Annotated in this window: 16 protein-coding genes and 2 tRNA genes; 4 read left to right on the top strand and 14 right to left on the bottom strand. The window is 66.1% G+C overall.

Annotated elements, in window-relative coordinates; all coding sequences use genetic code 11:
- Positions 1-81 precede the first annotated feature (81 nt).
- The 6 genes from A5652_RS06140 to clpX all read right to left on the bottom strand — a co-directional run bounded on the left by A5652_RS06140 (position 82) and on the right by clpX (position 8,141).
- A complete protein-coding gene (locus tag A5652_RS06140) occupies positions 82-630 on the bottom strand; it encodes a transglycosylase family protein (RefSeq protein WP_067347808.1) in 549 nt (182 codons plus the stop codon).
- Between the two features lie 1,077 nt (positions 631-1,707).
- On the bottom strand, positions 1,708-2,322 hold the full coding sequence (gene mobA / locus A5652_RS06135) for a molybdenum cofactor guanylyltransferase (RefSeq protein ID WP_082983791.1): 615 nt from the start codon (positions 2,320-2,322) through the stop codon (positions 1,708-1,710).
- A gap of 1 nt (position 2,323) precedes the next feature.
- Positions 2,324-3,403 carry a 2-oxoacid:ferredoxin oxidoreductase subunit beta gene (locus A5652_RS06130; protein WP_067347801.1) on the bottom strand — a complete coding sequence of 360 codons (1,080 nt, stop codon included), beginning with the start codon at positions 3,401-3,403 and terminating at the stop codon, positions 2,324-2,326.
- Positions 3,400-5,358, bottom strand: coding sequence for a 2-oxoacid:acceptor oxidoreductase subunit alpha (locus A5652_RS06125; RefSeq protein WP_156745183.1), 1,959 nt, complete (start codon positions 5,356-5,358; stop codon positions 3,400-3,402). Before A5652_RS06125 ends, A5652_RS06130 begins: the two co-directional genes overlap by 4 nt.
- Positions 5,359-5,554: 196 nt before the next feature.
- Entirely contained in the window at positions 5,555-6,838 is a 1,284-nt protein-coding gene (locus A5652_RS06120; RefSeq protein ID WP_082983790.1) for an MFS transporter, read from the bottom strand.
- Between the two features lie 22 nt (positions 6,839-6,860).
- The gene (gene clpX, locus A5652_RS06115) at positions 6,861-8,141 is read right to left on the bottom strand and encodes an ATP-dependent Clp protease ATP-binding subunit ClpX (RefSeq protein WP_067347788.1); all 1,281 of its coding nucleotides are present in this window, start codon (positions 8,139-8,141) and stop codon (positions 6,861-6,863) included.
- A 333-nt stretch (positions 8,142-8,474) separates the two neighbouring features.
- On the opposite strand from clpX, the gene mmuM reads away from it, so the two are divergent.
- Positions 8,475-9,371 carry a homocysteine S-methyltransferase gene (gene mmuM, locus A5652_RS06110; protein ID WP_232001105.1) on the top strand — a complete coding sequence of 299 codons (897 nt, stop codon included), beginning with the start codon at positions 8,475-8,477 and terminating at the stop codon, positions 9,369-9,371.
- Between the two features lie 64 nt (positions 9,372-9,435).
- On the opposite strand, the gene clpP2 is transcribed toward mmuM, so the two are convergent.
- From clpP2 to A5652_RS06090, 4 genes are all read right to left on the bottom strand, one after another.
- Positions 9,436-10,071, bottom strand: a complete 636-nt coding sequence (clpP2, locus tag A5652_RS06105) for an ATP-dependent CLP protease proteolytic subunit ClpP2 (protein ID WP_066860217.1) — start codon at positions 10,069-10,071, stop codon at positions 9,436-9,438.
- Positions 10,068-10,658: an ATP-dependent CLP protease proteolytic subunit ClpP1 gene (gene clpP1, locus A5652_RS06100; RefSeq protein WP_007774150.1), complete on the bottom strand. Its 591-nt coding sequence runs from the start codon at positions 10,656-10,658 to the stop codon at positions 10,068-10,070. Before clpP1 ends, clpP2 begins: the two co-directional genes overlap by 4 nt.
- Before the next feature lie 125 nt (positions 10,659-10,783).
- Complete coding sequence (tig, locus tag A5652_RS06095; RefSeq protein ID WP_067347781.1) at positions 10,784-12,178, bottom strand: trigger factor; 1,395 nt, start codon at positions 12,176-12,178, stop codon at positions 10,784-10,786.
- Between the two features lie 76 nt (positions 12,179-12,254).
- Positions 12,255-12,331 (bottom strand) — tRNA-Pro (locus tag A5652_RS06090).
- 148 nt (positions 12,332-12,479) lie between these two features.
- Between A5652_RS06090 and A5652_RS06085 the strand changes: the two genes are divergently transcribed.
- Together A5652_RS06085 and A5652_RS06080 are read left to right on the top strand one after the other, a co-directional pair.
- Positions 12,480-12,550: transfer RNA gene (locus A5652_RS06085), tRNA-Gly, on the top strand.
- A gap of 32 nt (positions 12,551-12,582) precedes the next feature.
- Complete coding sequence (locus A5652_RS06080; RefSeq protein WP_067347776.1) at positions 12,583-13,773, top strand: serine hydrolase domain-containing protein; 1,191 nt, start codon at positions 12,583-12,585, stop codon at positions 13,771-13,773.
- A gap of 61 nt (positions 13,774-13,834) precedes the next feature.
- Here A5652_RS06080 and A5652_RS28030 read toward each other — a convergent pair whose 3' ends face one another.
- From A5652_RS28030 to A5652_RS06065, 4 genes are all read right to left on the bottom strand, one after another.
- On the bottom strand, positions 13,835-14,128 hold the full coding sequence (locus A5652_RS28030) for a hypothetical protein (protein WP_232001104.1): 294 nt from the start codon (positions 14,126-14,128) through the stop codon (positions 13,835-13,837).
- A gap of 136 nt (positions 14,129-14,264) precedes the next feature.
- Entirely contained in the window at positions 14,265-15,071 is an 807-nt protein-coding gene (locus tag A5652_RS06075) for an Fpg/Nei family DNA glycosylase (RefSeq protein ID WP_067347773.1), read from the bottom strand.
- Between the two features lie 18 nt (positions 15,072-15,089).
- Positions 15,090-15,569: a ribose-5-phosphate isomerase gene (locus tag A5652_RS06070; protein ID WP_067347769.1), complete on the bottom strand. Its 480-nt coding sequence runs from the start codon at positions 15,567-15,569 to the stop codon at positions 15,090-15,092.
- A 69-nt stretch (positions 15,570-15,638) separates the two neighbouring features.
- Complete coding sequence (locus A5652_RS06065) at positions 15,639-16,262, bottom strand: DsbA family protein (RefSeq protein ID WP_067347766.1); 624 nt, start codon at positions 16,260-16,262, stop codon at positions 15,639-15,641.
- Between the two features lie 91 nt (positions 16,263-16,353).
- On the opposite strand from A5652_RS06065, the gene pepN reads away from it, so the two are divergent.
- A partial coding sequence (gene pepN / locus A5652_RS06060) for an aminopeptidase N (protein WP_067347763.1) occupies positions 16,354-18,350 on the top strand: 1,997 nt, incomplete at its 3' end.

Here is an 18,350-nt window from a genome sequence, read left to right as displayed (position 1 = left end):
GGCATGTGTATAAGAGACAGGGCCCTCGTGCCCGGCACTTCTTATATGTATGACAGCGAAGCCGTCGATTGCGGCTGCGGCTCAGCCGCGGCGTCCGCAGACCGGCCAAGCACCGATCCCTTGCGAGTGCAGCACGTTCTCGGCGACCCGAATCTGCTCCTCGCGGCTCGCGCCGGACGGGGAGCCCGAACCACCGTTGGCACGCCAGGTGCTCGGGGTGAACTGCAGGCCACCGGAGAAGCCGTTACCGGTGCTGATCCCCCAGTTGCCGCCCGACTCACATTGCGCGATGGCATCCCAGTTCACGCTGTACGCCCGGTGGACGGGAGGTGGCGGGACGGCTGGGCCAGGCGGCGGAGCATCCGGAGCCGGAGGCGGCGGAGCGTCCGGAGCCGGAGGCGGCGGAGCGTCCGGAGCCGGAGGCGGCGGAGCATCCGGAGCCGGAGGCGGCGGAGCATCCGGAGCCGGAGGCGGCGGAGCATCCGGAGCCGGAGGCAGCGGAGCGCCGGCGACCGGCGCGTTCGGGTCGAAGCCCGCCGGTACCTCGTCCGCGTGAGCGGTGGCCGACGGGATGGTCACGAGCGTGCCCGTGACCGCGGCGAGAATGAGCGTCTTTCGGACGTTCTTCAAGAATCTTCCTTTCGCGGTGCGCGCGCCAAAGCAAGCCCACGGATGTGGGCTGAAGCTGTCTGGTTGATGCCTGCTTTGAAACGTGCCGTCTGGGTCAGGCACGGCAGCGGCGGGCCAAGTCTGCCCGGCGGGTGCTACCCACCGACCACGGTCGGGCTCTCGCCGTCCGTGGCGCCGCTCGCACGCGGGTCCGTGGATTCAATTATCTGATTACTCTTCGGTAAACCCGTTGTGGGCTAACAGGGACCGTAGAGAACCTCGGCGCGTTCGTCATCTTGAGAAAACGGGTATCTCGTTTCGGTAACGGGCCGATCACGCCACGGCAGCATGCCCATCTACGCAGGTCATTGCAGCGTTTCCGGAGTCGAAGGGCGACTTGAACAGCCAATCACATGGTGAGCCGAATCACTTGCGTTTTGTGAGCTGGCGCACGTTTTATTTGCGGCCTTGCGAGCCGATTAGCCAGGGCTTCAACGGATCCGAAGGCCCTGCCGGGGCCCGCGTAGGGTACCGCAAAACTTCTGCGCACTTCATGCGCCCACACGATCAGAGGCAAATCTATTCGACTTCCCCTGCGCTACAGCATAATTCGGCAGATGCTCATCGTGTCCGACCCGGATACTCCTACGCGCAATGTATCCCCTTGATCGGCAATGCTTTTCATTCGCACATCAACGGCTGCAGGATCTTTCAACCAACATCCGCCGTGTCGAGTTCTTGTTATGGAGTGCCGTGGCATCGTCAACTTCGAGTGACTGTTATCCGCGTGGGCGAACGTGCTCAACCGCAACCCGATTTTGCTAAAAAGGCCGCGTCGCTTCGACAAAGTGTCCGACTGCAACGCGCCGCACAAATCGATAAACCCTCTTGATATCGCTTCAAATCACCACTGCTGCAACAGATCACGCTGGCAGCTGCCGCGCTTTAGGATTGCTCGACGCCGCCTCGCCCTAGCGGAATTGCGCAATGACGGAAATAGGCGAAGTGACGAATGCCGTTTTTTGAGCGCGATTCACTGGTGGCGCCGAATTGCGACCAAGTAAAGTCCGCCGGACGGATCGGCCCGGCGCTCACCCATCAGCTCCGCGACTGCGCGAGAGCGAGCAGGTCGCTCTCCGTGTTGACGTTGGCCAAAAAGCGCGATTCTGGCAGCACGATCTGCTGCGCGTCCGATGCGTCGATCAGGGCGCGCATGGAGCGCGCGCCGCCGCCGACCAGCCCGTCGATCCGCTCGGCCAGATCGGTGCGGTACACCGCGGCCAGGTAGTGGCTGCGACCGTCCCACGGCAGCACTATCTCGGCGTTGGTCTCGGTGGCCAGGCGCACCAGGTCGTCGATCAATTCCGCCGACAGAAGCGGCATGTCGACGGCGCAGACGAAGGCGTACCGGGCGCCCGCCTCCGCGGCCGCCCGCAGCCCACGTCCGGTCGCCGGCAGCGGCCCCTGGCCGCGCACCTCGTCGCGGATGACTTTCGCCTGCACGGCCGGCAACGGTTGCCCCGGCGCGGCCACCACGAAAACCGGCTCACAGCGCTGCGCAAGCACCCCGGCGACATATTCGAGGAGCGTGGAGGCGCCCCCAGGGCCGGGCAGGGTCGCCTTGTCGCGGCCCATGCGCCTCGATTCACCGCCAGCCAGCACTACCCCTGCTAGCGACACGGCCTGATCTGTGTCGTGTACCTGGTCGCCCACGTCAGTCGACGGTCCAGGTGTCGCGCCCGCGCAACAGCGATTGCAGCGCGGCGGAGTCGAACGGCTTCGCCGACTGGGCGGAGCGGACCTGGGAGCGTGCCGCGTCGTCGTAGGTAGGGCGGCTGATATTGCGGAAGATGCCAAGCACGGTGTGGTCGAGGTTCTGATCCGACAGCCGCGACAGCGCAAATGCGTAGGCCGAGTTATCGTCGTGCGCGTCGTGCACGACGATCTCATCGACGTTCACGTCGGCGGTCTTGGCCACCTCCAGGCTGAAGCCCGACTTCACCACGCAGTATTCGCCGTTGGCGCCGAACACAATTGGCTCGCCGTGGCGAACGTTGATCACCCGCTCCTCGGCGCCCTCCTTGCGCAGTGCGTCGAAAGAGCCATCGTTGAAGATCGGGCAGTCCTGCAGAATTTCGACGACGGCGGCACCCCGGTGCCCGGCGGCGGCGCGCAAGACCTCGGTCAGCCCGGCGCGGTCGGAGTCCAGCGCGCGACCGACGAAGGTCGCCTCGGCGCCCAACGCCAACGACACCGGGTTGAACGGCTGATCGAGCGATCCCATCGGCGTCGACTTGGTGACCTTGCCGACCTCCGATGTCGGCGAGTACTGCCCCTTGGTCAGCCCGTAGATCCGGTTGTTGAACAGCAGGATGGTGATGTTGACGTTGCGGCGCAGCGCGTGGATCAGGTGGTTGCCGCCGATCGACAGAGCGTCACCGTCACCGGTGACCACCCACACCGATAGATCCTCGCGGGCCAGCGCCAGACCGGTGGCGATGGCAGGTGCGCGGCCGTGAATCGAGTGGAAACCGTAGGTCTCGAGGTAGTACGGGAACCGGCTCGAACAGCCGATGCCGCTGATGAACACGATGTTCTCGCGGCGCAACCCCAGTTCGGGCAGGAATTGGCGGATGGTGTTGAGGATGACGTAGTCACCGCATCCCGGGCACCAACGCACCTCCTGGTCGCTGGTGAAGTCCTTGGCCTTCTGCGGCTGGTCCGTACTCGGGACCCCATCGTTTTTGGTCAGCCTCGGAGTTACCCCGAGGTCCGTGCCAACCAGGTCGGTCATTCGCTTGCTCCCGCCCCAACCGTTGCTGCCGTCATTCTGGCGACCATCGCCTTGTCTTGCTCGATCTCCGCCAGCGTGCCGCCCAGCGCGGCGCGGATGATGCGCCCGATCTCATCGGCGAGGAACGCGACACCCTGGACCTTGGTGACGGATTGCACGTCGACCAGATACTTGCCCCTAAGCACCAGCGCCAGCTGACCCAGGTTCATCTCCGGGCACACCACCATCGGATAGCGCCGCAGCACGTCGCCGAGGTTCGGCGGGAACGGGCTGAGGTGGCGCAGGTGCGCGTGGGCGACCTTGATCCGCTTGCGCCGCGCACGGCGGCAGGCCTCGCCGATCGGACCGTACGAGCTGCCCCAGCCGAGCAGCAGCAGCTCCGCGTCCCCGGTCGGGTCGTCGACTTCGAGATCGGGGACCGAAATCCCGTCGATCTTGGCCTGGCGGATGCGCACCATGAGGTCGTGATTGACCGGCTCGTAGGAGATGTTGCCTGAGCCGTTCGCCGCCTCCAGGCCACCGATGCGGTGCTCGAGCCCGGGCGTGCCCGGGACGGCGAATTGCCGGGCGAGCGTTTCCGGGTCGCGGTTGTACGGCTGGAAGGGTTCGTCCGGTTTGGCGAAGGTGTGCGCGATCGGCTGCAGCGACCCGACGTCCGGGATGCGCCACGGCTCCGAACCGTTGGCGATTGCGCCGTCGGACAACACGATCACCGGCGTGTGGTACGACACCGCGATCCGCACCGCCTCGATGGCGGTCTGGAAGCAGTCGGCCGGCGACCGCGGCGCCACGACCGCCACGGGGGACTCCCCGTTGCGGCCGTACAGCGCCTGCAGCAGGTCGGCCTGCTCGGTCTTGGTGGGCAACCCCGTCGACGGCCCGCCCCGCTGAACGTCGATCACCAGCAACGGCAGCTCGGTCATCACCGCGAGGCCCAACGCCTCCGACTTCAGCGAAATCCCCGGTCCCGACGTGCTGGTCACGCCGAGGGCACCGCCGTAGGAGGCGCCGATCGCCGCGCAGACGCCGCCGATCTCGTCCTCAGCCTGGAAGGTGATCACGTTGAAGTTCTTGTGCTTGGACAGCTCGTGCAGGATGTCCGACGCCGGCGTGATCGGGTAGCTGCCGAGCACGACCTGGATTCCCGCCAGTTGACCGGCCGCGACGATCCCGTAGGCCAGCGCGGTGTTGCCCGAGATCTGGCGGTATTCGCCCGACGGCAGGGTAGCCCGCGACACCTCGTAGGTGGTGCCGAACGCCTCGGTCGTCTCGCCGTAGTTCCAGCCCGCTTTCAGCGCGAGCACGTTGGCCTCCGCGATGTCGGGCTTGCGAGCGAACTTCTCCCGGATGAATTTCTCGCTGGCCTCAATCGGGCGCCCGTACATCCACGAGAGGAGGCCCAACGCGAACATGTTCTTGGCCCGCTGGCCGTCCTTCTTGGTGGCGCCGATCGTCTCGACGGCCCCGAGCGTCAGCGTCGTCATCGCGACGGAGTGCACCACGTAGTCCGACAACTCGTCGGTCTCGAGCGGGTTGGTTACGTAGCCCACCTTGGTCAGGTTGCGCTTGGTGAACTCGTCGGAGTTCGCGATCACCATTCCACCGCGGGGCAGGTCACCGATATTGGCTTTGAGCGCAGCGGGATTCATCGCGACGAGGACGTCGGGCCGGTCGCCGGCGGTCAGGATGTCGTAATCGGCGATCTGAATCTGGAAGGACGAAACGCCGGGCAGGGTGCCTGCGGGGGCACGAATCTCGGCGGGATAGTTGGGCTGGGTCGCCAAGTCGTTGCCGAAGAGCGCTGCCTCGGATGTGAACCGGTCTCCGGTGAGCTGCATGCCGTCGCCGGAGTCCCCGGCGAATCGAATGACGACTTGTTCGAGGCGCTGACGGGCAGATCCGTTGGGGGAAGCCCCATGTGAGTCTGATCCGGCTCCGCTGCCGTTCGGATCCACGTCTTTGCCCTCCACTTTGTTCCCGGACAGACACTCCGCCGACGTTCCAGGTTACGCGCCGTTGGAGCGCCCTCAGCGCACCAGCGCGTTTATGTCACTGCCGGTATCAATTATGGCATTTTCTTGAGGGTTGTATGGCGGTCCCTTATGCATGCCGCGCCGCCGTTTTGTCGGCAAAACGTCAAGTCAGCCGGGGCTACTGACGAGTACGAAACCAAACTGTGTTGTTGGTCACGTCGCCGCGCCAGCTACTGTCGTCCATACCGTGCCCGCCTCCGGCCGCCGCGATCTGGGCGCCGGATTTTGTCGCCGCCGGTTCTGGCATCGCGATCAGATACAGCATGAAGCCGGCCGCGGCGAGGGCACCCAGGAAGGCGAACGCGGCGTTGTAGCCGGCCGCGACAACGATCGAACCCGCCACCAGATTCGACACCGCCGCACCGGTGCCGGTCGCGGCCGTTATCGTCCCCAGGCTGATGTTGAATCGACCGCTTCCGTGCGTCACGTCCTGTACGACCAGGGGAAACAGAGCGCCGAACACGCCGGCTCCGACGCCGTCGAGCAGTTGCACACTCACCAGCCAGTAGGAATTGTCCGAGCAGGTGTAGAGGAATCCACGGACTGCCAGGACCGCGAATCCGGCCAAAAAGATCGGCTTTCGCCCCCACGAATCGGCCTTGGCTCCCGCGACGTAGGCCACCGGCACCATGACGACCTGTGCGGCCACTATGCAGCCGGCCATCCGCTCGGTCCCGACGTCTCTGTTGTGCCGGGCCAGGCGCTGACCGACCAGCGGCAGCATGGCCGCATTGGCGAAGTGGAACGCGATGACCGTCACGGCGAAGATCATCAGCCGCCGATTGCCCAGCAGCTCGGTGAGCCGGGACGGATTTTGGTGCGATTCGCCGGGGAGACGGTCCATGCCTCGGGCTACGTCGTGGTCGATCGCGTCACCCGGAATCCACAGTGTCGCAACAACGGTGCCGGCCGCCATGGTGGCCAGCACCCAGAACACCACGACCGGTCCGGAAGCATAGGCCAGGCCGCCGGTGATCGCCGCGGCGCAGGCGTTTCCGGCGTGGTTGAACGACTCGTTGCGTCCAATCCGCCGGGAGAATCGACGGGAGCCGACCAGCCCCAGGGTGATGGCGACCAGTGCTGGAGCGAAAACGGATCCGGCGATCCCGGTGAGTGCTTTGGGCATCGCCAGCGACCCCGCGGTGACTGTCAGGGCGCCGCCGATGATCACCGCCCGTTTGGCCGTGCTCCTATCCACCAGGGCACCGGCGGGACCCTGCGCAACGATCGCCCCGATGCCGCCGAACGCCATGACAAAGCCGATCGACTCCTGATCCCAATGATGGGTCAGCAGCAGGTAGATCGAGAGGTACGGGCCCAAGCCGTCACGGACATCGGCCAGCAGAAAATTCAGCAGGTCCAGGCCGTGCGCAAGACGCCGGGGAACGGCGTCACTCGGGATTCCGGTGCGCTTCAGGGCCTAGTTAGGCGCTCTTGTCCCGACGTTCCGAACGGGACGGCTTGCGCGGCACGATCGTCGGCAACACGTTGTCCTGGACCGTCTCCTTGGTCACCACAACCTTGGCGACGTCGTCGCGGCTCGGGATGTCATACATCACGGGCAGCAGGACCTCTTCCATGATCGCCCGCAGGCCCCGAGCCCCGGTGCCGCGGTGGATCGCCTGGTCGGCGATGGCCTCCAGAGCGTCCTCGGTGAACTCGAGCTCCACATTGTCCATCTCGAACAGGCGGGTGTACTGCTTGACCAGCGCGTTCTTCGGCTCGGACAGAATCTTGACCAACGACTCGCGGTCCAGGTTGGTGACCGAGGCGACCACCGGCAGGCGGCCGATGAACTCGGGGATCAGGCCGAACTTGATCAGGTCTTCGGGCATCACTTCGGCGAAGTGATCGGTGGTGTCGATCTCGGCCTTGGAGCGTACCTCGGCGCCGAAGCCCAGGCCGCGCTTGCCGACGCGCTCGTAGATGATCTTCTCCAGGCCGGCGAAGGCCCCGGCGACGATGAACAGCACGTTGGTGGTGTCGATCTGGATGAACTCTTGGTGCGGGTGCTTGCGACCACCCTGCGGGGGAACCGAGGCCTGGGTGCCTTCCAGGATCTTCAGCAGGGCCTGTTGGACGCCTTCGCCGGAAACGTCGCGGGTGATCGACGGGTTCTCGCTCTTGCGGGCGATCTTGTCGACCTCGTCGATGTAGATGATGCCGGTCTCGGCGCGTTTGACGTCGTAGTCGGCGGCCTGGATCAGCTTGAGCAAGATGTTCTCGACGTCCTCACCTACGTAACCGGCTTCGGTGAGGGCGGTGGCGTCGGCGATGGCGAACGGGACGTTGAGCATCTTGGCGAGCGTTTGGGCCAGGTAGGTCTTGCCGCAACCGGTCGGTCCGAGCATCAAGATGTTGGACTTGGTCAGCTCCACCGGTTCGTGCCGCGAGTCCCGGCCCTTTTCACCGGCCTGAATCCGCTTGTAGTGGTTGTAGACGGCCACGGCCAGCGTCCGCTTGGCGGTGTCCTGCCCGATGACGTATCCCTCGAGGAACTCCCGGATCTCGATCGGCTTAGGGAGTTCATCAAGCTTCACGTCGTCGGCGTCGGCGAGCTCCTCCTCGATGATCTCGTTGCAGAGATCGATGCATTCGTCGCAGATGTACACGCCGGGGCCAGCAATGAGCTTCTTGACCTGCTTCTGGCTCTTCCCGCAGAACGAGCACTTCAGCAGGTCACCGCCGTCTCCGATGCGCGCCATGGTGCTGAGGGCCTACTTCCTGTTCGCCGTTGGTCTTGCATGTGCCCGGATGTATTAACCGACGCTACCCGGTGGGTCGGGCCCGACGCGACCATAAGGGCCGAATCGCGTCGGTGGTATTCATGCATGTCCGTATGGATGAAACATATAGCCCGACGGTGCCCGTCACTCGCCAAAGACGCGCTTTGCGTGTCTTTGGCGTGTCGCGGTCGTAACGCGGTCGAGGCCGAATGCCCTACGACCCTGCTTCCGGTGGAGGTGCCAACCAATGCCAACAATCACGCGAGGCCTGGGCGGCCCCCCAAGAAATCACCCTACAGTGGCGACGTGGGTTTGGCTGCGGGCTTCGACTGGCCCAGCGGATCCGTGCTGCTCGACGGCGGCTTGGCCACCGAGCTCGAAGCGCGCGGCCATGACCTTTCTGACGCGTTGTGGTCGGCGCGGCTGCTCGCAGACGCCCCGCGGGACATCGCCGCCATACACGCCGCCTACTTTCAGGCCGGGGCCACGATCGCGACGACGGCCAGCTACCAGGCGTCGTTCGAGGGTTTCGCCGCCCGCGGATTCGATCGCCGAGAGACCGCGGGGTTGTTGCGGCGCAGCGTGGAGCTCGCCAAGGCGGTGCGGGACGACGCCGGCGTCGACGGCCTGCTCGTCGCCGCGTCGATCGGCCCGTACGGCGCGGCGCTGGCCGACGGGTCGGAATACCGCGGACGCTACGGCCTGTCGGTGGCGGCCTTGGCGCGATGGCATCGGCCTCGGTTGGAGATCCTGGCCGACGCGGGCGCGGACGTGCTCGCGTGCGAAACCGTGCCGGACGCCGACGAAGCGCAGGCCCTGGTCGAGCTGGTGCGCTCAGTCGGGAGGCCGGCCTGGCTGAGCTACACCGTCGAGGGCGACCGGACCCGCGCCGGGCAACCGCTGGCCGACGCGTTCGCGGTGGCGGCCGGCGTCGATGAGATCGTCGCGATCGGGGTGAACTGCTGCGCGCCGAACGACGTGTTGCCCGCGATTGCGACCGCAATGGCGGCCGGGAAGCCCGTCATCGTCTACCCGAACAGCGGTGAGCATTGGGACGCGTTGCGCCGCAGCTGGATCGGCCCGTCGCGGTTCAGCGCGGACCTCGCGGCCCAGTGGGTCGCGGCCGGGGCGCGGATCGTCGGCGGATGCTGCCGGGTCGGGCCCGCCGACATCGCCGAACTTGGGCGGGTCCTTAGGCCGAGTGTGTAACCACTGCGACAAATCGGCCGAAAACTCGCGACGAGTCCACGCTCGGCGTTGTCACCCGAACGCGTTACGCGGTTTGCGCCGAAAGCTTCCGGTACTCGAGCACGGTGTCGATGATCCCGTAATCCTTGGCCTCTTCGGCGGTCAGGATCTTGTCCCGGTCGGTGTCCTTGCGGACCGTCGCGGCGTCCTTGCCGGTGTGGCGGGCCAGGGTGGTCTCCATCAGCGTGCGCATCCGCTCGATCTCGGCGGCCTGAATCTCCAGATCCGAGAACTGCCCCTGGATCACGCCCTGTAACGACGGCTGGTGGATGAGCACCCGGGCGTTGGGCAGGGCCATGCGCTTGCCGGGCGTCCCGGCGGCCAGCAACACCGCCGCCGCCGAGGCGGCCTGACCGAGGCAAACCGTCTGGATGTCGGCGCGTACGTACTGCATGGTGTCGTAAATCGCCATCAGCGAGGTGAATCCGCCACCGGGCGAGTTGATGTACATGGTGATGTCGCGGTCGGGGTCCAGCGATTCGAGCACCAACAGCTGCGCCATGATGTCGTTCGCCGACGCGTCGTCGACCTGGACACCGAGGAAGATGATGCGTTCCTCGAACAGCTTGTTGTAGGGATTGGACTCCTTGATCCCAAAGCTGGAGTGCTCGATGAACGACGGCAGGATGTAGCGCGCCTGAGGCTGGGTTTCGGGGTTCACTGGGCTTCTCCATTGGTGATGTGTGCGGCGCGGGTGATGATGTGGTCGACGAAGCCGTATTCGAGAGCTTCCTGCGCGGTGAACCAGCGGTCGCGATCGGAATCCGCCTCGATACGCTCGATCGACTGGCCGGTGAATTCCGCGTTGAGCCGGAACATCTCCTTCTTGATGACCGTGAACTGCTCCGCCTGGATGGCGATGTCGGCCGCGCTTCCGGTCACCCCGCCGAGCGGCTGGTGCATCAGGATCCGGGCGTGCGGCAACGCGTAACGCTTGCCCTTGGTGCCGGCGGCCAACAAGAACTCACCCATCGAAGCGGCCATGCCCATCGCGTAGGTGGCGATATCACACGGCGCCAGCACCATGGTGTCGTAGATCGCCATGCCCGCGCTGATCGATCCGCCGGGTGAATTGATGTACAGCGAAATGTCCTTGGTGGCGTCCTCAGCGGCGAGCAGCAGAATCTGCGCGCACAACCGGTTGGCGATTTCGTCGCTCACCTCCGAACCCAGGAAGATGATGCGCTCGGACAGCAAGCGCTCATAGACCGAGTCCGTGAGGTTGAGACCCTGCGAATTTGAACGCATGTCAGTCACGACTGGGTTACCTGCTTTCTCGAGATCTGTATTCACGACACTAACCAACCGAGCCCGCTGTTTCGCGGCCGCGCACCCCTGAAACGGCCGCGTTCGCTCACAGCTTCATCGCGCGGTCATTCCCCGGCGTCGTCCTCGTCGGATTCGCCGGCCTGCGCCTCGCCGTCCGCTCCGGCCTCGTCGCCGTCGGAGCCCTTGCCGAAGAATTCACTGGTGTCGATGGCGTTTCCGGCGGTATCGGTGACGGTCGCGGCACGGATCACCTCGGCGATGGCCAGCGTCCGGCGCACATCGGCGAACATGGCCGGCAGCTGGTTGTTCTCCTGTAGGTAGGCCAACAGCTGCTGGGGTTCGATGCCGTATTGGCGCGACGTGGCGACCAGCCGCTCGGTCAGGTCGTCCTGGCCGACCTGGACCTGTAGCTCGTCGGCCAGGGCGTCGAGCAACAGCTGCCGTTTGACGTCCGTCTCGGCGGCGGTACGCGTCTCGGTCTCGAACTCTTCGCGCGACTTGCCCTGCTGGGCCAGCACCTCTTCGAGCTTGGATTCGTCGTGGTCAAGGCTGTGCAGGGCGTTGTGCAGGGCGCTGTCGACCTGGGCCTTGACGATCGCTTCCGGCAGCGGCACCTCGACCTGCTCGAGCAGCGCGTCGAGGGCGGCCTCACGGATGTTTTCGGCTTGCTGAGCACGCTTGGTGCGACCGACCTGCTCGCGCAGGTTGGACTTCAGCTCCTCGATGGTGTCGAACTCGCTTGCCAGTTGTGCGAACTCGTCGTCGGGCTCGGGCAGCTCACGTTCCTTGATCGACTTGACCGTGACGGTCACCTGCGCGTCCTTGCCCGCGTGCTCGCCGGTCGCCAGCTGCGCGGTGAACTCCTTGGGTTCGTCGACCGACAAACCGACCAGCGCTTCGTCCAGGCCCGCGATGAGCCGCCCCGAGCCGACCTCGTGGGACAGGCCTTGCGCGGCGGCGCCCGGGATCTCTTCGCCGTCGATGGTGGCCGACAGGTCGATCGAGACGAAGTCACCGTCGGCGACGGGTCGGTCAACACCGGTCAGGGTGCCGAATCGGGCACGCAGCGACTGCAGTTCGGCGTCCACGTCGTCGTCGCTGACCTCGATCGGGTCCACCGACACCTTGAGCTCGCCGGGGTCCGGCAGCGTGAGCTTGGGGCGGACGTCTACCTCCGCGGTGAAGGCCAGCTCCTCGCCGTACTCCTTCTTGGTGACCTCGATCTCGGGCTGGCCCAGCGGGTGCACCTCCGACTCGGCGACTGCCTGCCCGTACCGCGCGGGCAACGCCTCGTTGACGACCTGATCGAGCATCGCCTCGCGGCCGAACCTCGCCTCCAGCAACTTCGCCGGCGCCTTGCCCGGCCGAAAGCCGGGCAGTCGCACCTGGCGGGCCAGCTCCTTGTAGGCCCGCTGGAAGTCGGGTTCGAGTTCCGAGAAAGGGACCTCCACGTTGATGCGCACCCGGGTGGGGCTCAACTGCTCGACGGTGCTCTTCACGGGTGTGCTCCTCAATGCTCGCTCGTTGCTCGTTATTGGCGCCGGTGGGTCCTGCTCAGCACCGCGCCGGTCGTGCTGGTCGGGGTGACAGGATTTGAACCTGCGGCCTTCCGCTCCCAAAGCGGATGCGCTACCAAGCTGCGCTACACCCCGCGCTGACCTCGATGATCCTAAGGCCCCTCAACACCGGGTTGGCCACGGGCTTCGCAGCGACGTCGCAGGCCTCACGGAGCGATCACAAAACCGAGTCGATTAGATTTGATCTTTATCGCCAGCTACAGTCACGCTCGACTGAATACATGCGGGCGTAGCTCAATGGTAGAGCCCTAGTCTTCCAAACTAGCTACGCGGGTTCGATTCCCGTCGCCCGCTCGGGCTAACTATCTGCTCGATAGAAAGGCGCCATGAGCGACCTGAAGACCGACGCGTCAATCCATGGCTCATGCGCCTCGGACTTCGTGAGCGTTCGCGACGCGTTCGAGCGCAATTTCACGCACGGCGACGAAGTCGGCGCCGCCGTCGCCGTGTGGGTCGATGGGACTCTGGTCGTCGATCTGTGGGGTGGCTGGGCCGACGCGGCCCGTACCCGGCCGTGGCAGCAGAACACCCTGACCACCGTGCTGTCCGGCACCAAGGGCCTGTCGTCCACCTGCGTGCACCAGCTCGCCGACCGCGGGGAGCTGGATCTGCAGGCTCCCGTCGCGCACTACTGGCCCGAGTTCGCCCAGGCGGGCAAACAAGACATCACCCTGGCGATGGTGATGAGCCACCGATCCGGGGTGATCGGCCCGCGAGCCCGGCTGCGGTGGGAAGACGTCGCCGACTGGGACTACGTCTGCGAACGCCTGGCCGCCGCCGAGCCGTGGTGGAAGCCGGACACCGCGCAGGGTTACCACATGACCACCTTCGGTTTCATCATGGGCGAGGTGTTCCGCCGAGTGACCGGCCGGACCATCGGCCAATACCTGCGCAGCGAGATCGCCGAACCGTTGGGCGCCGACGTCCATATCGGCTTGCCGCTGAGCGACCAACACCGCTGCGCCGAGCGGGTCAACAAGCCGCACGCCCGCGATCTGCTGGCCGACGCGCACGCCCCCTGCGACCCGACCAGCCTCGCTGAGCACCCCAAGGCGGGGCTGTCCATCGCGATGGGATTCGCCCCCGATGACGAACTCGGCTCACACGACCTGAATCTGTGGCGCCAGCTCGAGTTCCCCGGCACCAACGGCCAGGTGTCGGCGCTGGGCCTGGCGACCTTCTACAACGCGCTCGCCCAGGAGAAGCTCCTCAGCCGCGAGCACATGGATCTGGTGCGGGTGTGCCGGGGCGGGCTGGACACCGATTTGGTGCTGGGCCCGCGGGTGGCCGATCACGGATGGGGGCTGGGTTACATGCTCAACCAGCGGTGCGTCAACGGGCCCAACCCCCGGATCTTCGGCCACGGCGGACTGGGCGGCTCGTTCGGGTTCGTCGACCTGGAGCACCGCATCGGGTACGCCTATGTGGCCAATCACTTCGACCCGACCAAGGCCAACGCTGACCCCCGCAGTCTGATCCTGTCCAACCAGGTCTACTCCGTGCTGGGAGTGATCTAAGGCATAACGCAGACACGCCCTGCCTATGGCAGGGCGTGTCTGCGTTGCGTGAGTTGTCGGATCAGCGGTGCCAGCCGGGTGGCGGCGGTCCACCCGGCCCGCCCGGGCCCCACCGGCCGGGGCCGCCGGGGCCTCCGGGTCCGCCCGGACCCCACGGGCCACCAGGGCCGCCGGGGCCCCAGCCCTCGCGGTGCCAGTCGTGGCAGCTGTTCCAGTCCCAGTTGTTGCCCCAGCCGGGGTCCCACCACTCACCGGGGCACCATTGCGGGAAGGGTCCGGGGTGAGCCTGCGCCTCGGTTGCGACGCCCAAGCCCGCCAAACCCAGCCCGCCGATTGCGAGAGCCGTTGCGGCCAAACGTGGAAGAGTTTTCACAGGACTATCTATACCCGTATCGATGCTTAGGCTAAACAATCGACGCCAGTGTTTCGAGCTGAGAGTTTCCTGCCAACCCGCACAGCGCCGTCCTGGCTGTTCGCGCCGGCCCGTCGGCTCACTTTTGGCATGTCGGGCACCAGAAGACGTTTCGGCCCTCCAGCACCGTCATGCGGATCGGATCGCCCGACACCCGGCAGGGTTCGCCGGTACGCCGATAGACGTAAGTGCGGGGCCGATCGGGCCGATATGACGGCGCGCCGTGGTCGTGTTCGGGCCGAACCACGATGATCTTGCCCCGGCGCAATCCGACCTTCATCAGCGCGACCAGATCGGTCCAGGCCGCGTCGAACTCGTCCTCGCGGATGTCGCGGCCGGGTCGGAACGGGTCCATCCGGTGGCGGAACAGCAACTCGCTGCGATAGACGTTGCCCACGCCGGCCATCACCGTCTGATCCATCAGCAGCGCGCCAATGGGCCTGCGGGACTTGGCAATCCGCTTCCACGCCCAGGATGGATCGGCGTCGCTGCGCAGCGGGTCGGGGCCCAGCCTGGCCAGGACGTCGCTGACCTGGCCTTCGTCGATGACTTCGCACACCGTCGGGCCACGCAGGTCGGTGCCGTACTCGGCGCCGATCATGCGCATCCGCACCTGACCGACCGCCTCGGGGATCAGCCCGCCGCCGGGCCGTTCCCATTCGGTGAAGGTGCCGTACAGGCCGAGATGCACATGCACGATCGGGCCGCCGGTGTAGTGGTGGAACAGGTGTTTGCCCCACGCGCTGGTGCGCTGCAGCACCCGGCCGTCGACCACGGCGGCCGAGTCGGCGAAACGCCCCTGTGGGCTAGACACCGCGACGGGAGCGCCGGCGTACCGGCGTTGGTGCAGCCGGGCCAGCCGGTGCAGGGTATGCCCTTCGGGCACGCGCAGACCTTCCCGGCGTCAGCCCGCCGCGCCGGGCACCGGCGGGGCTTGGTGGGTGCGTTCGTATTCGGCGAGGATGTCGATACGCCGTTGGTGGCGTTCGGCTTTCGACCACGGCGTGGTCAAGAAGGCATCGACGATGGCCAGCGCCTCGGGCACGGTGTGCATGCGGCCGCCGATGCCGATCAGTTGGGCGTTGTTGTGTTCACGGGCGAGCGTCGCCGTTTCGACGCTCCAGGCCAGCGCGCAACGGGCGCCGGGGACCTTGTTCGCGGCGATCTGCTCGCCGTTGCCCGACCCGCCCAGCACGATGCCCAGGCTGTCCGGGTCGGCCACGGTGCGTGTCGCCGCGGCGATACAGAAGGCCGGGTAGTCGTCTTCGGCGTCGTAGCTGAAGGCGCCACAATCGATCGGCTCGTGCCCGGATTTTTTGAGATGGTCGGTGATCTGCTGCTTGAGCTCGAATCCGGCGTGGTCAGAGCCGAGGTAGACGCGCATGCCCGCAATCCTTACACAGCCAACCGCGGCGCCGGTGGCGGCGATCGCGGTGGATCGCCGCCCGGCGGTTCAGTCGAATTCGGGCTTCTCGGTGCGGGTGCGCTTGAGCTCGAAGAAGTGCGGGTAGGACGCGAAGGTGACCGAGGCGTCCCACAGCTTGCCGGCTTCCTCACCGCGCGGAATCTTGGAGAGCACCGGCCCGAAGAACGCCACATCGTTGACGTGAATGGTCGGGGTGCCGACGTCGTCGCCCACAGCATCCATGCCGGCGTGGTGGCTCTTGCGCAGCGCCTCGTCGTACTCGTCGCTGTTCGCGGCCTCCGCCAACTCGGCCGGCAGGCCCGCGTCGGCCAGCGCCAGCTTGATCACGTCCTCGAGCTCTTTGTTGCCCTCGTTGTGGATCCGCGTTCCCATCGCGGTGTACAGCGGCCGCAAAACCTCAGCCCCGTGGGCCTGCTCGGCGGCGATCGCCACCCGCACCGGGCCGAAGGCCTTCGCCATCCGTTCGCGGTATTCGTCGGGCAGACCCTCGCGGTTTTCGTTGAGCACGGCCAAGCTCATCACGTGGAAGTTGACGTCGATGTCGCGGACCTTCTCCACCTCGAGGATCCAGCGCGAGGTGATCCAGGCCCACGGACACAGCGGATCGAACCAGAAATCGGCCTTGTTCTTCGCGGCGGCGTTCTCAGGCATGGCGGATCCTTTCGTGAAGTTGAAGTCTGATCTGCACAACCGTAGGCGTCTACGTCCTGTTCCCGATTTGCGCGACCCGTAAGTTGGACACGTGGCTCTCCCCAACCTCACCCGCGAACAAGCCGTCGAGCGCGCCGCCCTGATCACGGTCGCCAGCTATCAGATCGACCTCGATCTCACCAACGGCTGCGGAGCTCCCGGCGAACGGACCTTCCGCTCGGTCACCACGGTGGTGTTCGACGCGCTCGCCGGCGCCGACTCGGTCATCGACATCGCCGCCGACAGCATCCGCGGCGCCACGCTCAACGGGCGCGATCTGGACGTCTCCGGCTACGACGAGTCGACGGGTATCCCCCTGAGCGGGCTGGCCGACCGCAACGTCGTCGTGGTCGATGCGGACTGCCGCTACTCCAACACCGGTGAGGGTCTGCACCGGTTCGTCGACCCGGTCGACAACGAGACCTACCTGTACTCGCAGTTCGAAACCGCCGATGCCAAGCGCATGTTCGCGTGCTTCGACCAGCCCGACCTGAAGGCGACGTTCGACATGCGGGTTACCGCGCCCACGCACTGGAAGGTGATTTCCAACGGCGAGACGGTGTCGGTGAACGACGGCCTGCACACCTTTGCCACCACGCCGCGGATGAGCACCTACCTGGTCGCCTTGATCGCCGGCCCATACGCCGAGTGGAACGACACCTATACCGACGAGCACGGCGAGATCCCGCTGGGCATCTTCTGCCGGTCCTCGCTGGCCCAACACATGGACGCCGAGCGGCTTTTCACCCAGACCAAGCAGGGATTTGGCTTCTACCACAAGAACTTTGGCCTGCCTTACGCATTCGGGAAATACGATCAGCTGTTCGTCCCCGAATTCAACGCCGGCGCAATGGAAAACGCGGGCGCGGTGACGTTCCTCGAGGATTACGTCTTTCGCAGCAAGGTCACCCGGGCCTCCTACGAGCGGCGCGCCGAGACCGTGCTGCACGAGATGGCGCACATGTGGTTCGGGGACCTGGTCACCATGGCGTGGTGGGACGACCTGTGGCTGAACGAGTCGTTCGCGACCTTCGCATCGGTGCTGTGCCAAAGCGAGGCAACCGAGTTCACCGAGGCCTGGACGACCTTCGCGACGGTCGAGAAGTCGTGGGCCTACCGCCAGGATCAATTGCCTTCGACGCACCCGATCGCTGCGGACATCCCCGACCTTGCCGCGGTCGAGGTGAACTTCGACGGCATCACCTACGCCAAGGGCGCATCGGTGCTCAAGCAGCTCGTCGCCTACGTCGGGCTGGAGCACTTCCTGGCCGGGCTGCGCGATTACTTCCGCGCCCACGCCTTCGGCAACGCCACGTTCAACGATCTGGTCGCCGCCCTGGAGCAGGCGTCCGGACGTGATCTGTCCGACTGGGGCCAGCAGTGGCTGAAAACGACCGGACTGAACACGTTGCGGGCGGAGTTCGACGTCGACGATAACGGCAAGTTCACCCGGTTCGCGGTGACTCAGAGCGGAGCGACCCCGGGCGCCGGTGAGACCCGCGTGCACCGGCTGGCGGTCGGGATCTACGACGACGACGGAACCGGGAAGCTGGTGCGGGTGCACCGCGAGGAACTCGACGTCGAGGGACCCGTCACGGAAGTCGCTGCGCTGGTTGGTGTTTCGCGAGGCCGGCTGGTGCTGGTCAATGACGACGACCTGACCTATTGCTCGCTGCGGCTGGACGCCGAGTCGCTGCGCACCGCGCTGGAGCGCATCGCCGACATCGCCGAGCCGCTGCCGCGGTCGCTGGTCTGGTCGGCCGCATGGGAGATGACGCGCGAGGCCGAACTTCGCGCCCGCGACTTCGTGGCCCTGGTCACGGGCGGCGTGCACGCCGAATCCGAGGTGGGCGTGGCACAGCGGCTGTTGCTGCAGGCGCAGACGGCCCTGACGTCATACGCCGACCAGGACTGGGCCCGCGAGCACGGCTGGCCGCAGTTCGCCGACCGGCTGCTGGAGTTGGCGCGCGGCGCGCAGCCCGGCTCGGATCACCAGCTCGCCTTCGTCAACACGCTGTGCTCCTCGGTGCTGTCGGCCGGTCATGTTGC

Source organism: Mycobacterium sp. 1165178.9 (assembly GCF_001673555.1).
In the GTDB taxonomy this organism is placed as follows: Bacteria; Actinomycetota; Actinomycetes; order Mycobacteriales; family Mycobacteriaceae; genus Mycobacterium.
The sequence above is the reverse complement of the archived record's forward strand: the minus strand, read 5'-3'. Positions and strand labels throughout refer to the sequence as shown.

Coding starts and splice junctions, on each gene's coding strand:
- A5652_RS06070 (WP_067347769.1), bottom strand. CDS start 15,569: ATGCGCGTCTACCTCGGCTCTGACCACGCCGGATTCGAGCTCAAGCAG.
- clpX (WP_067347788.1), bottom strand. CDS start 8,141: ATGGCGCGCATCGGAGACGGCGGTGACCTGCTGAAGTGCTCGTTCTGC.
- A5652_RS06065 (WP_067347766.1), bottom strand. CDS start 16,262: ATGCCTGAGAACGCCGCCGCGAAGAACAAGGCCGATTTCTGGTTCGAT.
- A5652_RS06130 (WP_067347801.1), bottom strand. CDS start 3,403: ATGACCGACCTGGTTGGCACGGACCTCGGGGTAACTCCGAGGCTGACC.
- A5652_RS06080 (WP_067347776.1), top strand. CDS start 12,583: ATGAGCGACCTGAAGACCGACGCGTCAATCCATGGCTCATGCGCCTCG.
- clpP1 (WP_007774150.1), bottom strand. CDS start 10,658: ATGCGTTCAAATTCGCAGGGTCTCAACCTCACGGACTCGGTCTATGAG.